Annotated in this window: 18 protein-coding genes and 1 tRNA gene; 10 read left to right on the forward strand and 9 right to left on the reverse strand. The window is 72.1% G+C overall.

Annotated features, from left to right (window positions below; all coding sequences use genetic code 11):
- Nucleotide 1: 1 nt before the first annotated feature.
- Both ABEA10_RS44885 and nrfD read left to right on the forward strand, forming a co-directional pair.
- Nucleotides 2–841 carry a 4Fe-4S dicluster domain-containing protein gene (locus ABEA10_RS44885; protein WP_345474820.1) on the forward strand — a complete coding sequence of 280 codons (840 nt, stop codon included), beginning with the start codon at nucleotides 2–4 and terminating at the stop codon, nucleotides 839–841.
- The gene (gene nrfD, locus ABEA10_RS44890) at nucleotides 841–1,779 is read left to right on the forward strand and encodes an NrfD/PsrC family molybdoenzyme membrane anchor subunit (RefSeq protein ID WP_345474821.1); all 939 of its coding nucleotides are present in this window, start codon (nucleotides 841–843) and stop codon (nucleotides 1,777–1,779) included. Before ABEA10_RS44885 ends, nrfD begins: the two co-directional genes overlap by 1 nt.
- Here the strand turns inward: nrfD and ABEA10_RS44895 are convergent.
- The 3 genes from ABEA10_RS44895 to selD form a co-directional block, all read right to left on the reverse strand.
- Nucleotides 1,766–2,545, reverse strand: a complete 780-nt coding sequence (locus ABEA10_RS44895; protein WP_345474822.1) for an LppU/SCO3897 family protein — start codon at nucleotides 2,543–2,545, stop codon at nucleotides 1,766–1,768. The genes nrfD and ABEA10_RS44895 overlap by 14 nt on opposite strands.
- 185 nt (nucleotides 2,546–2,730) lie before the next feature.
- Entirely contained in the window at nucleotides 2,731–4,218 is a 1,488-nt protein-coding gene (locus ABEA10_RS44900) for a peptide MFS transporter (protein WP_345474823.1), read from the reverse strand.
- Nucleotides 4,219–4,280: 62 nt separating this feature from the next.
- Nucleotides 4,281–5,267 (reverse strand): selenide, water dikinase SelD, encoded by a 987-nt coding sequence (selD, locus tag ABEA10_RS44905; RefSeq protein WP_329234417.1) that lies wholly within the window; start codon nucleotides 5,265–5,267, stop codon nucleotides 4,281–4,283.
- A 119-nt stretch (nucleotides 5,268–5,386) separates the two neighbouring features.
- Here selD and ABEA10_RS44910 point away from each other — a divergent pair, with 119 nt between their 5' ends.
- The 4 genes from ABEA10_RS44910 to ABEA10_RS44925 all read left to right on the forward strand — a co-directional run bounded on the left by ABEA10_RS44910 (nucleotide 5,387) and on the right by ABEA10_RS44925 (nucleotide 8,670).
- Entirely contained in the window at nucleotides 5,387–7,177 is a 1,791-nt protein-coding gene (locus tag ABEA10_RS44910; RefSeq protein WP_345474824.1) for an AMP-dependent synthetase/ligase, read from the forward strand.
- A gap of 206 nt (nucleotides 7,178–7,383) precedes the next feature.
- Entirely contained in the window at nucleotides 7,384–7,722 is a 339-nt protein-coding gene (locus ABEA10_RS44915; RefSeq protein ID WP_345474825.1) for a DUF6412 domain-containing protein, read from the forward strand.
- 136 nt (nucleotides 7,723–7,858) lie between these two features.
- Nucleotides 7,859–8,560 carry a YidC/Oxa1 family membrane protein insertase gene (locus tag ABEA10_RS44920; RefSeq protein ID WP_345474826.1) on the forward strand — a complete coding sequence of 234 codons (702 nt, stop codon included), beginning with the start codon at nucleotides 7,859–7,861 and terminating at the stop codon, nucleotides 8,558–8,560.
- 14 nt (nucleotides 8,561–8,574) lie between these two features.
- A tRNA-Sec gene (locus ABEA10_RS44925) sits at nucleotides 8,575–8,670 on the forward strand.
- A gap of 395 nt (nucleotides 8,671–9,065) precedes the next feature.
- Here ABEA10_RS44925 and ABEA10_RS44930 read toward each other — a convergent pair.
- Entirely contained in the window at nucleotides 9,066–9,485 is a 420-nt protein-coding gene (locus ABEA10_RS44930) for a winged helix-turn-helix transcriptional regulator (protein ID WP_345474827.1), read from the reverse strand.
- A gap of 107 nt (nucleotides 9,486–9,592) precedes the next feature.
- On the opposite strand from ABEA10_RS44930, the gene ABEA10_RS44935 reads away from it, so the two are divergent.
- Together ABEA10_RS44935 and ABEA10_RS44940 are read left to right on the forward strand one after the other, a co-directional pair.
- Nucleotides 9,593–10,321 carry a DsbA family oxidoreductase gene (locus ABEA10_RS44935; RefSeq protein WP_345474828.1) on the forward strand — a complete coding sequence of 243 codons (729 nt, stop codon included), beginning with the start codon at nucleotides 9,593–9,595 and terminating at the stop codon, nucleotides 10,319–10,321.
- An 80-nt stretch (nucleotides 10,322–10,401) separates the two neighbouring features.
- Nucleotides 10,402–11,091, forward strand: a complete 690-nt coding sequence (locus tag ABEA10_RS44940) for an SDR family NAD(P)-dependent oxidoreductase (RefSeq protein WP_345474829.1) — start codon at nucleotides 10,402–10,404, stop codon at nucleotides 11,089–11,091.
- A 186-nt stretch (nucleotides 11,092–11,277) separates the two neighbouring features.
- Here ABEA10_RS44940 and ABEA10_RS44945 read toward each other — a convergent pair whose 3' ends face one another.
- Nucleotides 11,278–12,330, reverse strand: coding sequence for an aldo/keto reductase (locus tag ABEA10_RS44945; protein WP_345474830.1), 1,053 nt, complete (start codon nucleotides 12,328–12,330; stop codon nucleotides 11,278–11,280).
- A gap of 121 nt (nucleotides 12,331–12,451) precedes the next feature.
- On the opposite strand from ABEA10_RS44945, the gene ABEA10_RS44950 reads away from it, so the two are divergent.
- On the forward strand, nucleotides 12,452–13,057 hold the full coding sequence (locus ABEA10_RS44950; RefSeq protein ID WP_345474831.1) for a TetR/AcrR family transcriptional regulator: 606 nt from the start codon (nucleotides 12,452–12,454) through the stop codon (nucleotides 13,055–13,057).
- Nucleotides 13,058–13,095: 38 nt separating this feature from the next.
- On the opposite strand, the gene ABEA10_RS44955 is transcribed toward ABEA10_RS44950, so the two are convergent.
- Nucleotides 13,096–14,574, reverse strand: coding sequence for a carboxylesterase/lipase family protein (locus tag ABEA10_RS44955; protein WP_345474832.1), 1,479 nt, complete (start codon nucleotides 14,572–14,574; stop codon nucleotides 13,096–13,098).
- A gap of 83 nt (nucleotides 14,575–14,657) precedes the next feature.
- Here ABEA10_RS44955 and ABEA10_RS44960 point away from each other — a divergent pair, with 83 nt between their 5' ends.
- Nucleotides 14,658–15,260 (forward strand): TetR/AcrR family transcriptional regulator, encoded by a 603-nt coding sequence (locus ABEA10_RS44960; RefSeq protein ID WP_345474833.1) that lies wholly within the window; start codon nucleotides 14,658–14,660, stop codon nucleotides 15,258–15,260.
- A 48-nt stretch (nucleotides 15,261–15,308) separates the two neighbouring features.
- Here the strand turns inward: ABEA10_RS44960 and ABEA10_RS44965 are convergent, their stop codons facing one another.
- From ABEA10_RS44965 to ABEA10_RS44975, 3 genes are all read right to left on the reverse strand, one after another.
- Nucleotides 15,309–16,202, reverse strand: coding sequence for an RNA polymerase sigma-70 factor (locus tag ABEA10_RS44965; protein WP_345474834.1), 894 nt, complete (start codon nucleotides 16,200–16,202; stop codon nucleotides 15,309–15,311).
- Nucleotides 16,199–16,756: a carboxymuconolactone decarboxylase family protein gene (locus ABEA10_RS44970; RefSeq protein WP_345474835.1), complete on the reverse strand. Its 558-nt coding sequence runs from the start codon at nucleotides 16,754–16,756 to the stop codon at nucleotides 16,199–16,201. The genes ABEA10_RS44965 and ABEA10_RS44970 overlap by 4 nt, the downstream gene beginning before the upstream one ends.
- 380 nt (nucleotides 16,757–17,136) lie before the next feature.
- A complete protein-coding gene (locus ABEA10_RS44975) occupies nucleotides 17,137–18,588 on the reverse strand; it encodes a pyridoxal phosphate-dependent decarboxylase family protein (protein ID WP_345474836.1) in 1,452 nt (483 codons plus the stop codon).
- Nucleotides 18,589–18,594 lie beyond the last annotated feature (6 nt).

Here is an 18,594-nt window from a genome sequence, read left to right on the forward strand (position 1 = left end):
GATGAGCAACAGCCTGTACGGGCCGCTGCACGACGTCGCGGAGGACGCCGGGTACGCCGACCCGCCGGCGCGGGCCGGATTCTTCACCGACACGTCCGTGTGCATCGGGTGCAAGGCGTGCGAGGTCGCGTGCAAGGAGTGGAACGCCGTCCCCGACGATGGGTTCGCGCTCACCGGGATGTCCTACGACAACACCGGCGGGCTCGGTGCGAGCACGTGGCGGCACGTGGCGTTCATCGAGCAGTCCCGGCCCCGCGAGGTCGGCGACGGCGACGGCGGCACCCGCTGGCTCATGGCCTCGGACGTGTGCAAGCACTGCACGCACGCGGCCTGCCTCGATGTGTGCCCGACCGGCGCGCTGTTCCGCACGGAGTTCGCCACGGTCGTCGTGCAGCAGGACGTCTGCAACGGCTGCGCCTACTGCGTGTCGGCCTGCCCGTACGGCGTGATCGACCGGCGTGAGGGCGACGGCCGCGCCTGGAAGTGCACGATGTGCTACGACCGGATCGCCGACGGCATGGAGCCCGCGTGCGCCAAGGCCTGCCCGACCGACTCGATCCAGTACGGGCCACTGGACGAGCTGCGCGAACGCGCCCGCGCGCGCCTCGACGAGCTGCACGAGCAGGGCGTCGCGGAGGCGCGTCTGTACGGCGAGGACGAGAACGACGGCGTCGGCGGTGACGGTGCGTTCTTCCTGCTGCTGGACGAGCCGGAGACCTACGGCCTGCCGCCGGACCCGGTGGTGACCACCCGCGACCTGCCGGCGATGTGGAAGTGGGCCGGGGGAGCCGCGGCGGCCCTGGCCGGCGCCGTCGCCGTGTCCTTTCTCGGGAGGCGCTGATGCCCAAACGCGGTGGCGAGCGGGCGATGGTCCCGCGCGTGGAGTTCGGGTCCTACTACGGGCGGCCGGTGCTGAAACGGCCGCGCTGGCAGGCGCCCCACCTGCCCGGCTACCTCTACTTCGGCGGGCTGTCGGGAGCGGCGGCGGCGATGGCGGCCATGGCGGACGCGACCGGGCGCGGGCGGCTCTCGCTCACCGGCCGGGTCACCGCCGCGACGGCCGCGGCCGCGGGTTCGGCGCTGCTCGTCGCCGAGCTGGGCCGGCCGGAGCGGTTCCTGAACATGCTGCGGGTCTTCAAGCCGACCTCGCCGATGAGCGTCGGATCGTGGGTGCTGGCCACGCACGGAGCCCTCACCGGGCTGTCGGCCGCCTCCGGGGTTACCGGTGCCGCGCCGTGGCTCGGCCGGGCCGCCGGCGCGGGCGCCGCGCTGACCGGTCCCGTCCTGGCCACCTACACCGGTGTGCTGATGGCCGACACGGCCGTGCCGGCCTGGCACGAGGGCTACCGTCACCTGCCGCTGCTGTTCGCGGGCAGCGCGCTCGCCAGCGCGGGCGCGGTCGGGATGGCGGCCGTCCCGCGCGGGCAGGCCGGCCCGGCCCGGCGGATGGCCCTGCTGGGCGCGGGTCTGGAGCTCGCCGCGGCCGGCACGCTGGAGAAGGGCGCGGGCATGCGCGAGCAGGCCGAGCTCATCTCCGAGCCGTACCGCACCGGCCGCGCGGGCGCGCTGCTGCGCCTTGGACGCGGGCTCACGGCGGCGGGCGCGGCCGGGGCGTTCGCCGCCGGCCGCAGCCGTACCGTCGCGGTGGTGTCCGGGCTCGCCCTCACCGGGGGCGCGCTGTGCACGAGGTTCGGCGTCTTCTACGCCGGGCTCGCCTCGGCGGAGGACCCCAAGTACACCGTCGTGCCCCAGCGGGCGCGCCGCGCTACTGGCGCTTGAGGCAGAGCACGTAGCTGAGGAAGGTGTACTTCTTGCTCTTGGCCCAGAACGCCGTGGTGTAGCCCGAGACGCTCTTGCACTTGTTCTTGTCCGACGTGCCGGAGAACCGCTTGAGCACCTTGTACGGCGCCGAGTCGCAGTCGGTCTTGAACATCTTCAGGTCCGGCGCCTTGCCGGCGATGCGCACGCAGTCGCCGGCCTGGACGAACATCGACTCGTCCGTCGAGGGCGAACCCGACGGCGTGTCGGAGTCGGACGGCGACGGGAAGGTGCTCGGCACGTCGTTCGGCGGCGTGTAGCTCGGCTCCGCGGTCGGCTGCGTGCTCGCCGCTATCGGGTGGACGGGCTTCTTGCCGTCGTCGCCGCTGAGCGCCCAGACGATCGCCCCGCCGCCGCCCAGCAGCACCAGCACCGCGACGATCGCGACCACGATGATCGGCCCGGAGTTGCTCTTGCCGGGCGGTCCGGGAAGCGGAGGCGGACCCCAGCCACCGGGCCCCATCGGGTCCTGCGGCCCGAAACCGCCGGAGCCGGGCTGGCCCCAGGGCGGCGGACCGCCGGGAGGCTGCTGGGCGCCGTACGGAGGTTGCTGGCCGCCGGGAGGCTGCTGCCCGCCGTAGGGAGGCTGGCCGTACGGGGGCTGTTGCCCGTACGGGGGCTGCTGTCCCGGTTGCCCGCCCGGGTAGGGCGGAGGCTGCTGGGGAGGATAGCCGCCAGGCCCCTGTCCCCGCGGCTGCTGGCCGTAGCCATCGGGTTGCTCATGCACGAACGGCCGCCCCTTCTTTCCCCGCAAAACGTGTCCTCTTACCCAACTAGGACTCGCCCCGCTGCGCAAATCATTCCTTTACCTTCGACGCCGATGTTCGCCGTCCGGATCCCGGCGAATCGCCGCGATGTCCTATTTCGGTCACGTGGCGCCGGAGAAATCACGCGCGGGGGTATCGGCGCGGGTCAGCCGCGTGCGGGATGCTCGGCCATCAGTGCCCGCAGCGGCCGGATCGCGGCGGCGAGGGCGGCTCCGGTCACGAGCGCGAGAATCGCCAGGGCCAGAAAATAGGCCGGCTCGGACAGGACCGTGCCGGCGAGCCGGGTCAGCTGCCCGCCGATGGCGTCGCCCACGGCGATGGCGAGGTACCACAGCCCGATCATCTGGCCGGCGAACGCCCGGGGCGCGAGCTTGGTCGTCACCGACAGCCCGACCGGGCTCAGGCACAGCTCGCCGGTGGTCTGGACGAGGTACGTGGCGACGAGCCACAGCGCGGAGATCCGGGCGCCGCGGGTGGCCTCGGCCGCGGCGAACATCATGATCAAGTACGAGACGCCGACGAGGATCATCGCGGCGGTGAACTTCAGGGGAGTGCTCAGCCGGTCGCCCGCCCGCAGCCACAGGGCGGCGAACACCGGGGCGAGCGCGATCACCATGATCGGGTTGACCGCCTGCAGCCAGCTCGACGGCATCTCCCAGCCGGCCACGGAAAGGTCGGTCTTCTTCTGCGCGAACGTCGACAGCTCCGTGGCCGCCTGGTCATAGACCAGCCAGAACACCGACGCCGCGGCGAACAGCCAGATGTAGGCGCGCAGCCGGACGCGCTCCTCCCGGGTGATCTCGTGGCTGCCGAAGAACATGAACGCGAAGTAGGCCGCGGCGACGCCGAGCGGGACCACGGCGACCGCCCAGGTCACGTTGTCGAGGGTGAGCGTGCCGGTGGCCGCGCCGAGGACGGCGACCGCGACGACGGCGGCGGAGCCGGCGAGAACCGCCGTGCGCAGGTGGCGTCGCTCCCGGTCGTCGAGCCGGCGGGACGGCTGTCCCCCGGGCAGGTGCCGCCGGCCGAGGACGTACTGGACCAGGCCCAGGGCCATGCCGACCGCGGCGATGCCGAAACCGAGGTGCCAGGACACCTTCTGCCCGAGCGTGCCCACGACGAGCGGTGCGAGGAACGCGCCGACGTTGATGCCCATGTAGAAGATGGAGAATCCGGCGTCCCTGCGGGCGTCCTCGCCCTCCCCGTACAGGTGGCCGACGAGCGTGGCGATGTTCGCCTTGAGCAGCCCCGTACCGGCGATGATCAGGGTGAGGCCGAGGTAGACGAACCCCGCGCCGCCGGGGACCGCCATCGCGAGGTGCCCCAGCATGATGATCAGACCGCCGTACAGGACGGACGCGCGCGGCCCGAGCACCCGGTCGGCGACCCAGCCGCCGGGCAGCGTGACCAGGTAGACCATGGCCGAGTACACGCCGACCAGCGCCTTGGCCGTGCCGCCCGCGAGCCCGAGGCCGTGCTGGGCGGCGGGGGCGGCGAGGAACAGCACGAGGATGCTGCGCATGCCGTAGAAGCTGAAGCGCTCCCACATCTCGGTCAGGAACAGGGTCGCGAGGCCCCGTGGATGTCCCAGGAAGCGGCGTTCGCGGCATGCGTCGGTCGCCGATGTGGCCATGCGGTCTCCCCCGAATCTCCGCAGCGGCCATGAGAGTGTGCCTGCTTCGTACCCTCGGCGATCTATCCGCGAACGATCAGGGTGTGCCTTTCCCGCCCGATGAGCTCGCCGACGACCGGGGCGCCCGGGATCTCACCGGCGACGAGGAGACCTCCGGAGGTCTGCGCGTCGGCCAGCAGCAGCCGGTCCTCCTCCGCGACCGAGCCGAAGTCGGTGTGGGGGCTCACCCAGGACAGGTTGCGTCGCGTGCCGCCGGAGACGAAGCCGTCCCGTACGGCCTCGCGCGCGCCGTCGAGGTAGTCGACGGCGGAGGAGTCGACCACCGCGGTGACCCCGCTCGCCCGCGCCATCTTGTACAGGTGGCCGAGGAGGCCGAAGCCGGTGACGTCGGTGGCGCAGGGGTGGCCGCGATCGAGCGCGACCCGGGAGGCACCCGCGTTGAGGGTCGTCATCGCCGCCACGGCCTGGGGGAAGACCTCGCCGGTCGCCTTGTGCCGCGTGTTGAGCACGCCGATGCCCAGCGGCTTGGTCAGGCAGAGCGGCATGCCGGGGCGCCCGGCGTCGAGGCGGAGCAGCCGCGCCGGGTCGGCGAGCCCGGTCACCGCCATGCCGTACTTCGGCTCCGGGTCGTCGACGCTGTGCCCGCCCGCGACGTGGCAGCGCGCCTCGCGTGCGACGTCGAGCCCGCCGCGCAGCACCTCGCGGGCGAGCTCCATCGGCAGCGTGTCGCGCGGCCAGCCCAGGAGGTTCACGCCGACCAGCGGACGGCCGCCGACGGCGTACACGTCGGACAGGGCGTTGGCCGCGGCGATCCGCCCCCAGTCGTACGGGTCGTCGACGACGGGCGTGAAGAAGTCGGCCGTGGCGACCACGGCGTTGCCCTCCTCGATCCGCACGACGGCCGCGTCGTCGCCGTCGTCGAGGCCGATGACCAGGTCGTCCGGGGGTGCGGTGTCGATGAGCCCGGCCACGACCGACTCGAGCTCACCCGGCGGGATCTTGCAGGCGCAGCCGCCGCCGTGGGCGTACTGCGTGAGTCGATAGTTCATGGGGCCCTCCGCGTCGGTTCTCCACGATGGAACTTATCGCGTCGAAGCCCTTGTCCGAATCGCGTTCTACATGGTGCGATGCTGCCTTGTAAGCGAGCACTGACACCGGAGGCGTGCAAATGGGCGTGCTGGAGGAACGGGCCGAGGTCGAGAAGGCGATCGCGGGTGCCACGATCGCCGACGCCCTGCTGGAGACGGCGACGCGGCATCCGGACGCCCCCGCGTTCACCCAGGGTGAGGAGACCTTGACCTGGTCCGAGGCCCGGGAACGCGTGTTGCGGATCGCCGCCGCGTTCACCGCGCTCGGCCTGGAGCCCGGCGACACCGTCGCGCTGATGATGCCCAACCGTACCGAGCACGTCCTGGCCGACCTCGGCGTCGTGCACGCCGGCGGCATCCCGACCACCTTCTACGCGACGCTGGCGCCCGAGCAGATCGCGTACGTCGCCGGCGACTGCGACGCGCGGTACGCCGTCCTGGACGGGCCGTCCCAAGTCGAGCGCTGGGCGCCGGTCCTGTCCCGGCTGCCCGGCCTGCGGGCGGTGATCGTGCTGAACGACTGCCCGCCCGGCGATCCGTACCTGTCGTGGGAGTCGTTCCTGGGCATGGGGGAGGCCGGCGGCGAACGGTGGCGCGACCTCACGCCGGACTCCACGCTGACCGTGCTCTACACCTCGGGCACGACCGGCCGCCCCAAGGGCGTCATCATCACGCACCGCATGGCGCTGTACGAGTGCCGCGTCTCGGACATGACCTCCGAGCTCCCGGCGGGCAGCGTCGGTGTCTCCTACCTGCCGTTCGCCCACATCGCCGACCGGGTGATCAGCCTCTACCTGCCGGTCGTCCGCGGCACGCATGTCTACTTCTGCCCCGACCCGTCCCAGCTCGCGGCCACCCTGGCCAGGGCGCGCCCGCACGGCTTCTTCGGCGTGCCCCGCGTGTGGGAGAAGATGATGGCCGCCATCCAGGCCGTCCTCGCGGCGGAGCAGGACGACTCCCGGCGCGCCGCGGTCGCCGCCGCCATGGACGCCGGGCGGGCCTACGTCGAGTCCTGCGAGTACGGGCGGGAGACGACCCCGGCCGTGCTCGAGGCGTTCCAGCGCGCCGACGAGACCGTGCTCGCCCCGATGCGCGCCCTGATCGGCCTGGACCGCGTACGGCAGACGCTGAGCGCCGCCGCGCCGCTGCCGCTCGACGTGGCGCGCTTCTTCGCCGGCCTGGGCCTGCGCATCCTGGATGTGTACGGGATGACCGAGACGACCGGCGCGGCGACCGCGAACCGCCCGGACTCCTTCAAGCTCGGCACGGTCGGGCGGGCGATGCCGGGCATGGAGATCCGGATCGCCGACGACGGCGAGATCCTCATCCGGGGGACCATCTGCACGCCCGGCTACCTCAACCTGCCGTCGGAGGACCTGCTGGACGCCGATGGATGGGTGCACACCGGCGACCTCGGCGAACTCGACGACGACGGCTTCCTGAAGGTCGTCGACCGCAAGAAGGAGATCATCATCACCGCGGGCGGGGAGAACATCGCCCCGTCGCTCATCGAGAACCTGCTGAAGGAACACCCCCTGGTCGGCCAGGCCCTGGCCTACGGCGACGGACGGCGCTACGTGGTGGCCGTGCTGACCCTGGACGGCGAGGTGGCACCGGCCTGGGCCGCGGCGCGCGGCATCGAGGGAGACCTGGCGGACCTGGCCGCCCATCCGCTGGTCCTGGAGGAGATCGCCCGCGCGGTGGAGGCGGCCAACGGACGGCTGGCCCGCGTGCAACAGGTCAAACGCTGGCGCCTGCTGCCGGACGAGTGGACCCCGGAGAGCGAGGAGCTGACACCGACGCTGAAGCTGAAGCGCCGGGTGATCCACTCGAAGTACGCCGACACGTTCGCGGCCCTGTACGACGCCTGACCGGCCGCCAAGCGCCCGGCCGTTCGCCACGGCACAGGCCCCCTCGGCCACCCGCGCCGGGTTGATGCCCGGTCGGGGGCCGCTGCTCGGCGGTCGGCCCAGTCGGCTCACCGTCGGGTTCCCGCCCGGCCGAGGGGCGCCGGCCGTCCGTTCGCTCGGTCCGGATCTCTCGGGAACCGGCGGGACGCGGTGAGCGTCTGTAGGGCATGACCCGGATCCTGGCCGTCACCGTGGCGGTGCTGATCGCGGGCTGGGACGCCGCCGACGCGCTCACGCCGTCCGGGGTCCTGCTCGCCGCGGCGGCTCTCGCCGTCGCCGGGCTGGTGCTGCTCGCCGCACGCCGTCCGGCCGTGCGGCTCGCCCCGGAGGGTCCGGCGCGGTCGCAGGCGCTGCGCTCGCGCGCCCGCCGTACCGCCATCGTCCGGCTGTGCGACCCGGACGCCGCGGGCCGCCCGCGTCCCCGGGCACCGTCGGCCCGCACGCGGGCCGCCCAGCGTCTGTTTCACCCGACCGCTGCACCGGGGGCGCGTCTCCGCGCCGCCTGACCGGTTCCCCTCCTGCCCGGCGCGACACCGCCGGGCCGGTGAAACACCTGTGACCGCGGGTCTCCCGTGGCCGCCGCCGGACGCGGCCCTTTCGCCTGTCCTCTCCCGAGCACGAGCCGAAGGGTCTCCCCACCGCATGTTCGCACCGTTCGACGCCGCCGTCGGCGTCGCGTACCACCTCGTCACCGGGCTCACGTCCCTGCTGGAGCCGCTCACGGGCGGCCTCAGCGCCGCCGTCGCCATCGTCGTCTTCACCGCCTACGTCCGCCTGGCGCTGCTGCCGCTGAGCGTCCGCCAGGCACGGGCGAGCCGGGCGCGTCTACGCCTGGAACCCCAGGTCAGAAAGCTCCTCGACCGCCACCGCGCCGAACCGGTCCGCGCGCGTCAGGAGATCGGCGCCCTCTACCGCGCCGAGGGAACCTCGATGTGGGCCGGGATCGGCCCGTCGCTCCTGCAGATGCCCGTCTTCACCGTCGTCTACCGCCTGTTCCTCTCCCCGGCCGTGGGCGGCCACGCGAACCTGCTGCTGGCCCACACGCTGTTCGGCACACCGCTGGGCATGCGCTGGCTCCTGTCCGCGGGCGCCTTCGGCCCGCACGGCCTGGTGTTCCTGGGCCTGTTCGCCCTGCTCGCCCTCACGGCCTGGTGGACCTCCCGCCAGGCACGGCGCGGACCGGCCCCGCGAGGCGTCCTCGGCCGGGTGACCCGCGTCCTCCCGTACGGCACATTGCTGATCGCCGCGTACGTCCCCCTGGCCGCCGGCCTGTACCTCCTGACCACGACCCTGTGGACCGCGGCCGAACGCGCCACCCTCTGGCGCACCCCGGCCGCCACCTGAGTAGGCTCACGACCGGAGGCGGGAGGGTGCCTGGTGGCCCCCATGGTCTTCAAAACCACTGCACGGCGCTCGGCGTCGTGGGCGGGTTCGATTCCCGTACGCCTCCGCCACCTTCTCTTATAGCGTGCTGATCAGCGGAAATGCTGCAGCGTGCGGGTTCCGTGCACGCGTCATCGGATGCAGGGGAGTGCCGGCCTCGGCCCGCTGGTGCCACTGGGCGCGGAACATACGGGGGAGTTGGCGGCGGCCGCAGCCGCCGCGCACGTGACGGTGGCCGGCTACGCGGCCAAAGCCGATCGAGACCTTCACCCCGGCGGCGATGGTGCGGATGGACGCGCCGCGTGCGCGGCGGGCCGGGATCGCGGCGCGCTTATCGTCGTCGACCACCGGGCGGCGGCCGCCGCCCGGCCGCGGCGGCGGGCCGCCTCCAGACCGTCCGGCTCGGGTTATCGCCACTGGCCGTTCTGATGCGGGTGGTTGTCGTGGCGTCGGTGGCCGCAGCGGCTCAGGACCGGGACGCGGAGGAGGCGGTGGTGCCGGCGCGGGAACGGTTGGCGCGGATCTCGTCGTGGTGGTCGGCCGCCCAGCCGATCAGCTGCTTGACGATGTCGTTCAGGCCGCCGCCGAGCGGGGCGAGCGCGTACTCGACGCGCGGTGGCACCTCGGCGTAGGCGGTACGGCTGATCAACCCGTCCTCTGTGAGCTGGCGGAGGGTGTGGGTCAGCATGCGCTGGGAGATGCCCGGGATCTGGCGCTGCAAGTCGGTGTAGCGCATCGGGCCGCCCTCCAGGACGGCGATGATCAACATGCTCCACTTGTCGCCCACCCGGTCGAGCACCTGGCGGATGAAGTCCATGTGATCGGCGGGGATGCTCGCGCACGGCCCGACCGAAGCCGCCATCCCGATACCCGCGCTGTCCTGCATAGCGCCCGTTCCTCTCCGTCACGCACACCGATGTGCCTTTTGTATCGCCTTCCATACTGGCTCATAATGGCGTTACGAACAAATAGTAGGAATTGGAGGTCCGGGGCATGAAGGTAGAGATCTGGTCTGAGATCGCCTGCCCCTGGTGCGGTTTGGGCGGCCATCGGTTGGATCGGGCCGTGGAGCGATTCGAGCACAGCGGCCACGTAGAGGTGGTCCACCGCTCGTTCCCTCTGGGCAGTGGCCTCCCCGAGGACCGCACGCTCAGCGTCCGCGAATTCGTGCTGGCCAAGTACGGCGCCATCCCCGGGCAGGCCGGCGTACCGGATATCGAAGGCATGGCCGCCGCCGAGGGCCTGGCCCCCTACCGGGTCCTGGACAACCGAGTCGGGAACACCGACCTGGCCCACGAGTTCCTGGCCCACGCCTCCGCCGAAGGCAAGAACGGCGAAGCCTGGAACATGCTCTTCCGCGCCTACTTCGGCAAGGCCGAGTCGATCTTCACGCTCGACGACCTGCTCGGGTTCTCCGACAAGCTCGGTCTGGACCGTGAACAGGCTCGCCAGGCGCTCGCCGGCCGGCGCTACCGCCGTCAGGTACAGCAAGACGCACACCAGGCGCAGCGGCTCGGGGCAACCGGTGCCCCCTTCACCGTCATCGACGGCCGGTACGCCCTCGCGGGAGCGCAGGACACCGACACCCTGCTCGGCATCCTGCGCCAGGTCTGGGACGAGACCCACCCGACCGTTCTCGATGCCGACAACGACGCGGCGATCTGCGGCCCGGACAGCTGCGCGGTTCCCGCCGACCACGCCGACCACGCCGCCCACGCCTGATCCACACACCTGATCCACACACCGGCCGGGCATCGGGTCTCCGCATGTCCCGGCGATCACAACACGGAAGAGATCGCACTGTGCCCACTCTCGCCATCGTCGGCGCCGGCCCCGGCATGGGCCTGGCCATCGCCCGCACCTTCGGCAGCCGAGGCTTCGACGTCGCCCTGATCGCCCGAACCAAGGAGAAGCTGGAAACGCTGGTCGACCAGCTCGGACAGGAAGGCATCACGGCAGCCGCGTTCCCCGCCGACATCCTCGACCGCGCCTCACTGACCGATGCCCTGGACGCGGCCAAGGCCCACTTCGGCGGCATCGACGTGCTGGAGTATTCGCCGGCCCCGCACTCCCCGGTGCCCGGCCTCACCATGGCCGCCCCCTCGCAGGTCACCGTGGACAACCTGCAGCCGATGATCGAGTACGGCTTCTACGGCGCCGTCACCGCGGCCCAGGCGGTACTGCCCGCGATGCGCGAGGCGGGCGCCGGGACCCTGCTGTTCACCACCGGCGGCGGTTCCGTGGACCCGGTGCCGATGCTCGGCAACGCCAACGCCGCCCAGGCGGCCCTGCGCAACTGGGCGATCAACCTGAACAAGGAACTGGCCGGCACCGGCGTGCACGCCGCCCACGTAGCGATCAACGTCTGGATCGGCGAGGGCGTCGTGGACGCCCCGGAAGGCAGCCCGACGGCCACGCCCGAGCAGATCGCCCCCCTGTACTGGGACCTGCACGAAAACCGCGACCGCTCCGAGGCCGTCTTCAACGCCTGACCGGCCCGCTCACCCCCGTACTGTGCTCCAGCGTCCGCCCCGACATCTGCCAGGGCGCCGTCGACGTCGCGTCCATTGAGATCTGGCTCCGCGACCCCGTCCCGTGATCCAAGAAACACGGCCCAGACGACTGCTCGTGGAGACTTCGCGCAGGTGACAGTCGAATTCGCCCGGTGGTGAGCACGGTCAGATCACGGGAATCGGGTGGCGCCGGATGCGACCGGCGTCGCCGCCGAGGGTCGCGGGGAGTGCCGCGGTGGCCGACTCGTGCGGGACGCCGAGCGCGACGGCGCTGACCCGGTCGAGGCGGTCGTACTGCTCGTCGGTCAGGTCGAGGTCGAGCGCCTTCAGGTACTCATCGAGCTGGGCGGGCGTTCGCGGGCCGATGACCGGGACGACGGGCGTGGCGGCGCGGGCGGCGCGGCCACGCAGCCACGCCACCGACACCTGCGCGGCGGTGGCGCCGCTCTCCTCCGCGACGGCGAGGACGGCGTCGAGGACGGCGGTTCTCTGTTCGCCGTCCTCGACGCGCACGCCGACACCCCGAGCGGTCAGACGGCCTTCTCCGCCGTGCCGATACTTGCCGGTGAGCAGGCCGCCGGCCAGCGGGGAGTACAGGGCGGCGCCCAGGCCGAACGCCTCGGCCATCGGCAGCAGCTCGCGGTCGGCGGTGCGCTCGGCGAGGCTGTACTCGGCCTGCAGGCCGATGATCGGTGCCCGGTCGCGCAGCTCGGCGCCGGTCGCGGCGGCCGCGATTCGCCAGGCGGGAAAGTTGGACAGGCCGCCATGAAGGATCTTTCCGGCGCGGGTCAGGTCGTCGAAGGCGGCGACGATCTCCTCGACGGGGGTGAGGGTGTCGGGCAGGTGGACCCAGTAGAGGTCGACATAGTCGGTGCGCAGCCGTTTCAGGCTCGCCTCCAGCGAACGGACCATGGTCTTGCGACTGTTGCCGGTCTCGCCGACCCGGTTGTGGCCGGCGGCGCCGCACGTGTACTTGGTCGCGAGCACGAAATGGTCGCGGTCGGGGGCGAGCAACTCGCCCAGCAGGGTCTCGGCCTGCCCGCCCTGGTAACGGTCGGCGCTGTCGACGAACGTGCCACCCGCCTCGGCGAACGCCTCGAAGATCTCCCGTGATCGTTCCGGCCCGGCGCCGGTGGGCGCTGGGCCGAAGTTGGCGGTGCCGAGCGCGTACTCCGAGACGCGCAGGCCGGTGCGCCGGCCGAAGGTCGTGTAGTGCATGAGCCGGTCTTCCTTCCACGGGGACAACAAACCGGAATCTGATTCCGGCAAGCATACCGGAATCAGATTCCGATAAGCTCGGATCGCAGGCGGAACCGGCGGTGCACTGGAGGAGGCTGGGATGAACGCTTCGGACTCGGCGGCGTCCGGGAAACCGCTGCGCGCGCACGCCCTGCGCAACCGCAACGCGCTCCTGACCGCGGCGCGGGAGGCGTTCACCGCCGGCGAGGTGAACGTGCGCATCGAGGAGATCGCCCGCCGGGCCGGTGTCGGTGTCGGCACGCTCTACCGGCACTTCGAGACCCGTGAGGCTCTCATCGAGGCCGTCTACCGCAGCCGTGTGGACGACCTGTGCGCCATGGCGCCGCGCCTTCTGGACACGCTTCCGCCACACGAAGCGCTCCGCGCGTTCCTGGAGCAACTCGTCGCCCACTCCGCCGACAGCCAGGGCATGGCGGTCGCCCTCCAGACGCTCATGGACGGCCGGTCGTCGGTCTTCGCGCAGACCAGAACGGACATGGTCGAAGCGATCGCCACGCTCATGACCGCCGCGGCGCAGGCCGGCACGATCCGCGCCGACATCGCACCGCACACCGTCTTCCTGGCCATGGGCGGCATCTGCGCCTCCCACGACCAGCCCGGCTGGGAGACCGAGGCGCACACGGTCGTACGCCTGCTGCTCGACGGCCTGCGCCACACCGCTCAGGAGACCGGGCCGGTGCCGTAGAACCTTTTCGTGGTCGCGTTCCGTCTGGTTCCGCGTGCCTACGCGAGGTCGAAGGGGGCCGGGTCGTGTCGCTCCCAGATCCGGCGGGAGGCCTCTTCCGGGTAAGGCAGGGTCTTCGACTCGATATCCAGGACGCGAGTCAGCTGTCGCTCGGGCCGGTGGGCGGGCCACCCGGGGTCGCCGGCCGTGGCGAAGCGGACCCATGCCCGCTGCAGCTCGCGGGATACCGCCGAGACCTCCGGCGTCGGCCGGTCGCCGAAGAGGTGCCGACCGGCGGGGCTGTCCAGCGTGCCGAACGCTAGGGGAACGTCGAGGCTGTGGCAGGCGCCCAGGACTCCGCCGGACGCCGGGGCCGCCAGTCGCAGCTCGAAGAGAAAGGACGTGCCTCCAGCCGCCTGGTTCGCCTGGGCCAGCCGCAGTGAGGGCATCCGGAAGAGGGCATCGGAGTACACCAGTTCGAGCAGTTCTTCGGGGGTGGCCTGCGGGTAGGCGGCGCGGTAGGCGTCGGCGCCGTCCGGTGCCGGGGCGAACAGCTCCAGGGCCGTGTGTGCCTCGTCCTCAGTGAAGGTGCCCAGCCGCCCCATCATGACGCTGAACAGCCGGAATTCGTCGCGGGTGTGGCCGACGAGGAGCTCGATCCCGTCCGTACGGCCGTCGGTCAGCGCCCTCCAGGGTGTTTCGGTGAGCACCACGCCGTCGAGGACCGGGCACACGGCGACACCGATCTGCGAGAGCCGGCCCCAACGCTTGGGAAGGTCGGCGCCAAGGGCGGTGAGCTCGCCGGCCAGGCGCGAGGGGTCGATGCCGGACAGGGCTTCGGCGTCAGGTGCCGCACCGACCCGGCCCGCGAGCGCGGCGGTGACTTCTTCCGCCAGCGCACGGGTGCACAGCGATCCCGGCACCGAGTGCACGATGGCCCTGCGGAACAACCCCCGCGCCCGCTTCATCGTCAGCAGGGCCGCGACCGACCCCGCCCCGGCGGACTGTCCCGCCACCGTGACCTGGTCAGGGTCTCCGCCGAAAGCGGCGATATTGCGCTGTACCCATTCCAAGGCCGCGATCTGGTCGAGGAACCCGCGATTGGCCGGGGCGCCCTCGACGAGGGTGAAGCCCTCGGCCGCCACCCGGTAGTTGATGCTCACCACGACGAGGCCCGCGCCGGTCAGGGCCGCAGGGTCGTACATCGGGTCGCTGGAGGCCCCCGCGATGTAGGCACCACCGTGGATCCACACCAGCACGGGCAGCCCGGCCGTCCCCAGGTCCGGGGTGCTGACGTTGAGGGTGAGCCAGTCGTTCCCGGCCGAGCTCTCGGCCGTCGGTCCCGCCTGCGGAACCACGGGCCCGAACTCGGTCGCCTGCCGCGTTCCGTCCCACTCCTCGACCGGGACAGGCGCCTGGAAGCGCAGCGGCCCGACCGGCGACTGAGCGTAGGGGATGCCGCGGAACACCGCGTGCTCTCCCCGCCGGCGCCCTTCGAGGAGGCCCTCCGCGGTCCGTGCTCCTGGTCGTTCGGACATGCCACACCCTTCCTCCACGAACCGGCTCCCGGCTTTTACCGGTCACTAGTAATATGTCAACTGTATTGGAACAAGGAGGGACGATGCCCAAGCAGGTGGATCACCGTGAACGCCGCGAGACGATCGCCCGAGCACTGTGGCGCCTGGTGGAACAGCGCGGCATCGCGCACGCGAGCGTCCGCGAGGTCGCCAGGGAGGCGGGCATCTCCCACGGCGCGGTGCAGCACTACTTCGCCACCCGGGAAGAGATGTTGGTCTTCGCCATGGACTTCGTGTCCGAGCAGACATCACTGCGCGTCGCCGAAGGCGTCAGAGAGCTCGGCGACCCGCCGCACCCCCGGGACGTGCTCCGAGTGATGCTGACGGAGATGCTCCCTCTGCATCCCGACGCGCGTGCGACGAGCCGGATGAGCGCCGCCTACGTCCTGGAGGCACTGCACAACGCCAACCTCCATGCACGCGCACGCGACGGGTTGACCCATGGACGCGACCTCGTCGAGCAGATCGTCCGCCAAGCGATCGCCGATGGTCACATCGGCCCCGACCGCGACCCGGCGACAGAGACGAACCTGCTCCTGACGCTCACCGGCTTGACCCCGCTCATCGAACTGGACGTGATCGAGCCCCAAGAGGCCCTGACCTCCGTCGACCAGCACCTCGACCGGCTGTTCACGGACAAGGCCTGACCCCGCCGGAGACGTTCCGGTACGGACAGCCCGGAGACCGGCGAAGCCTCAGCTCCGCGTGACGTCCGGCGCGCTCGTGTCGCGTCGCCCCGCCGCCAGGTGTCGCAGCTTGTCCGGGTTGCGGATGATGTGGATCTCGGTGATCCGACCGTCCGCGACCTCGGCGCAGGCGACGCTGTCCGGGCGGCCCGCGACCGTGAGCAGCAGGCCGGGACGGCCGTTGACGTCCACCGCGTGGAGGCGGGGGTCGGCCATCGGCTGGGAGAGCACGGCGGCGAGGAAGCGGGCGACGTTCTTCGCGCCGCGCTGCGGGCGGACGGCGGCCTTCACCTTGCCTCCGCCGTCGCTCCAGGCCGTCACGTCCGGGGCGAGCAGCTCCATCATCCGGTTGAGGTCGCCACCGAGACAGGCGGCCAGGAACTCGTCGGTGACCCGCCGCCGTACCTCGGGCGGCGTGTCGTAGCGCGGCCGGCGGGACCGAACGTGTGACCTGGCCCGGTGGCCGACCTGCCGTACGGACGCCTCGCTGTGCTCCAGCATTCCGGCGATCTCCTTGAACGAGAAGCCGAAGACCTCCTTGAGCACGAAGACCGCTCGCTCCAACGGCGAGAGGGTGTCGAGCACGACGAGCATGGCGAGTGAGACCGACTCGGCCAACTCCACCTCCTCGGTCGCGTCGGGCCGGGTGACCAGCGGCTCGGGCAGCCACGGACCGACGTACCGCTCACGGGTGGCGGCCGCCGAGGCGAGCCGGTTGAGCGCGAGGTTGGTGATCGTACGGGTCAGATAGCCGACCGGGTTGTCGATCGGGGCGGACACCTGACTGCAGCGCAGCCAGGTGTCCTGCACCAGGTCTTCGGCGTCGGCGACGCTGCCGAGCATCCGGTAGGCGATGCCGAACAGCATGCGCCGGTGCTCCTGGAAGGTGGTCGCGTCGATCACGCTTGCGACGGTACCGCGCAGGCGTCCGAGAAGCCCTGGCTGGCCAGGCCGAAGGCGCTGTTCATGCGCGAGCGGAAGTTCTCCAGGGCGACGACGGCGGTCAGCTCGACGAAGGCGGCCTCACCGAGCCGTTCGACCAGGGCGGCGGCGAGCTCGTCGGCGACGCGGGGTTCGGTCTCGGTCATCGCCTCGGCGTACTCCAGGACGAGCAGCTCCATCTCGGTGAAGGCCTCCCGGTGGTCGCGCCACCGCGGGACCTTGGAGATCTTCTCCAGCGGGAGTCCGAGGGCGTCGGCCTCCCAGTGACCGAAGTCCATGCACCATGAGCAGCCGATCCTGGCCGCCGATGCCATGACGGCGAGGTGCTTGAGACCCGGGTCGAGCTTGTTCCACCTGGCCGCACCGCGCTCCTGCCGGACGTAGGTGAGCAGCACTCGCGCGTTGTGGCCCACGGCCAGGCCGGGGTCGAGCACCTTGCCGTAGGTACGCCGGGAGTACCAGGAGCCGATGCGGTTGAGCAGGGTCTCGGGCGGAGTGAGTGAGATCCGGGCCATGGCGAGTTCCTCCATCGTGTATCTCGCACCGGTGACTCGAGCGGGCCTTCCGCAGCAGGGGAAGGCTTCCGCAGGTGTGACAGGTGGGCCCGCCGGAGTGTGACATGCGATCATTCGGGGGAATCTCCGGTGCGGACTCCACCCAGACGCGCGCCACGTGCAGTCCGGCGTCGGGGGACGGCGCGCCGATGGCCCACATCGGCCGCAGCCGTCCCTCGCCGGGAATCGGCAGGCGGCGCCCGCCGGCCGCGTCGGGCGGGACGACCGGCGGAGAGCCCGGCGTCGCTCCGCCGTCGCCCGGGACGAGCGCGCAGGCACGAGCGAGAAGCTCAGGAACATCCACGCCCGCATTCTCCGCCTTCGCCGGAGGCGGCACGCCCTCACGCGCGCGAGCGCGCACGTGCGTCGTCCACGGCCCGGACGAGCGCTTCGATGTCGGCGGCGGTGGTGTGGTGGCTGATGACGCAGGCGCGCAGCGCGGCGCGGCCGTCCAGGGTGACGGGGCTGATCCAGGCGTGCCCGCCGGCCACGACCGCGTCCGCGAGCCCGGCGTGGTGGGCCCGGGACGCGTCGCCGGGCAGCTCGGCGGCGCCGGGGTCGGTGAAGCAGACGACGGGCAGCGGGGTGTCGTTGACGATGGTCCAGCCGCCGTCGAGGAGCCGGCGACGGAGGATGCCGGCGAGGCCGGCGTCGTGTTCCAGCTGGGCGGCGTAGCCGGTCCGTCCGGCGACGGCGAGGCTGAGGAACAGCTTCAGCCCCATGAACCGGCGCGACCACTGCTGGCTGGAGGTGTACGGGTCCACGGTGTCGGCGACGGCGCCCGGCATGTAGGAGGTGGTGACCCGGAAGGTCTCGGCGAGCCCGGCGGCGTCGGTGCACAGCAGGGCGCCCGCGCCCATCGGGACGCTGAGCCACTTGTGCGCGTCCACCGTGATCGAGTCGGCGCGCTCGATGCCGGTCAGGGCCCCGGCCAGCCGGTCGGACAGCGCCGCGGCGCCACCGTAGGCCGCGTCGACGTGCAGCCGCACGCCCTCCGCCGCGCAGAGGGCGGCGAGTTCGGGCAACGGGTCGATGACGCCCGCTCCGGTGGTGCCGGCCGTGCCGACCACCAGGAAGGGCAGGTCGCCGGCCCGGCGGTCGTCCGCGATCATGGCGGCCAGCCGGCCGAGGTCCAGCCGCAGGCCGGCGTCGACCGGCACGAGGCGGACCGCGTCGCGGCCGATGCCGGTGGCGTGCGCGATCTTCAACCAGGCCAGGTGGCTCTCGGCGGAGGCGTACAGCGTCGGCCGGCCGGGCAGTGCGCGCAGCCCGCCGGTGCCGTACCGGGGCCAGGTGCGGGTCAGCGCGAGTAGCACGGCCGTCAGGTTGGCCTCGGCGCCGCCGCTGGTGAACGACCCGGCCACCTCGTCGGCCGGGTACCCGAGCCGGTGGCCGAGGAAGCGCATCAGATGCGCCTCGATCTCCACCGCCGCCGGGGCGTGCGACCACGCCGCGAGTTGCGGGTTGGCCGCCGCGGCGAGCGTCTCGCCGACGACGCCCATCACCGTGGGCGCCGGGTTGAACAACCCGAAATAGCGCGGGTGCGCCGTGTGCACGCTCGTCTCGCGCAGCAACGCCATGACCTCGTCGACCGCCGTCTCCGGCGGGACGGGGGCGGCGAAGTCGTACGCGCTCACCGCCTTGCGCAACGCGCCCGCGTCCACCGGCCGGCCGACGGGCCGTGCCGGCAGCCGGGCGCGTTCTTCGCCGAGTACGTCCAGCACATGCCGCCACACGCGGGCGGCCGTCTCGGCGGAGGGATCGAGGAACGACTCGGACGACTCATCTGCCATGCGCCT

It is taken from the genome of Actinoallomurus oryzae, from assembly GCF_039541955.1.
GTDB classification, from domain to species: Bacteria; Actinomycetota; Actinomycetes; order Streptosporangiales; family Streptosporangiaceae; genus Actinoallomurus; species Actinoallomurus oryzae.

What these genes read in the sequence shown, in the direction of transcription:
- ABEA10_RS44885 (WP_345474820.1), top strand. Translation starts at nt 2, where the DNA reads ATGAGCAACAGCCTGTACGGGCCGCTGCACGACGTCGCGGAGGACGCC.
- ABEA10_RS44950 (WP_345474831.1), top strand. Translation starts at nt 12,452, where the DNA reads ATGAACGCTTCGGACTCGGCGGCGTCCGGGAAACCGCTGCGCGCGCAC.
- ABEA10_RS44945 (WP_345474830.1), bottom strand. Translation starts at nt 12,330, where the DNA reads ATGCACTACACGACCTTCGGCCGGCGCACCGGCCTGCGCGTCTCGGAG.
- ABEA10_RS44935 (WP_345474828.1), top strand. Translation starts at nt 9,593, where the DNA reads ATGAAGGTAGAGATCTGGTCTGAGATCGCCTGCCCCTGGTGCGGTTTG.
- selD (WP_329234417.1), bottom strand. Translation starts at nt 5,267, where the DNA reads ATGAACTATCGACTCACGCAGTACGCCCACGGCGGCGGCTGCGCCTGC.
- ABEA10_RS44920 (WP_345474826.1), top strand. Translation starts at nt 7,859, where the DNA reads ATGTTCGCACCGTTCGACGCCGCCGTCGGCGTCGCGTACCACCTCGTC.
- ABEA10_RS44930 (WP_345474827.1), bottom strand. Translation starts at nt 9,485, where the DNA reads ATGCAGGACAGCGCGGGTATCGGGATGGCGGCTTCGGTCGGGCCGTGC.
- ABEA10_RS44960 (WP_345474833.1), top strand. Translation starts at nt 14,658, where the DNA reads ATGCCCAAGCAGGTGGATCACCGTGAACGCCGCGAGACGATCGCCCGA.
- ABEA10_RS44915 (WP_345474825.1), top strand. Translation starts at nt 7,384, where the DNA reads ATGACCCGGATCCTGGCCGTCACCGTGGCGGTGCTGATCGCGGGCTGG.
- ABEA10_RS44955 (WP_345474832.1), bottom strand. Translation starts at nt 14,574, where the DNA reads ATGTCCGAACGACCAGGAGCACGGACCGCGGAGGGCCTCCTCGAAGGG.
- ABEA10_RS44975 (WP_345474836.1), bottom strand. Translation starts at nt 18,588, where the DNA reads ATGGCAGATGAGTCGTCCGAGTCGTTCCTCGATCCCTCCGCCGAGACG.
- ABEA10_RS44900 (WP_345474823.1), bottom strand. Translation starts at nt 4,218, where the DNA reads ATGGCCACATCGGCGACCGACGCATGCCGCGAACGCCGCTTCCTGGGA.
- ABEA10_RS44910 (WP_345474824.1), top strand. Translation starts at nt 5,387, where the DNA reads ATGGGCGTGCTGGAGGAACGGGCCGAGGTCGAGAAGGCGATCGCGGGT.
- ABEA10_RS44970 (WP_345474835.1), bottom strand. Translation starts at nt 16,756, where the DNA reads ATGGCCCGGATCTCACTCACTCCGCCCGAGACCCTGCTCAACCGCATC.
- nrfD (WP_345474821.1), top strand. Translation starts at nt 841, where the DNA reads ATGCCCAAACGCGGTGGCGAGCGGGCGATGGTCCCGCGCGTGGAGTTC.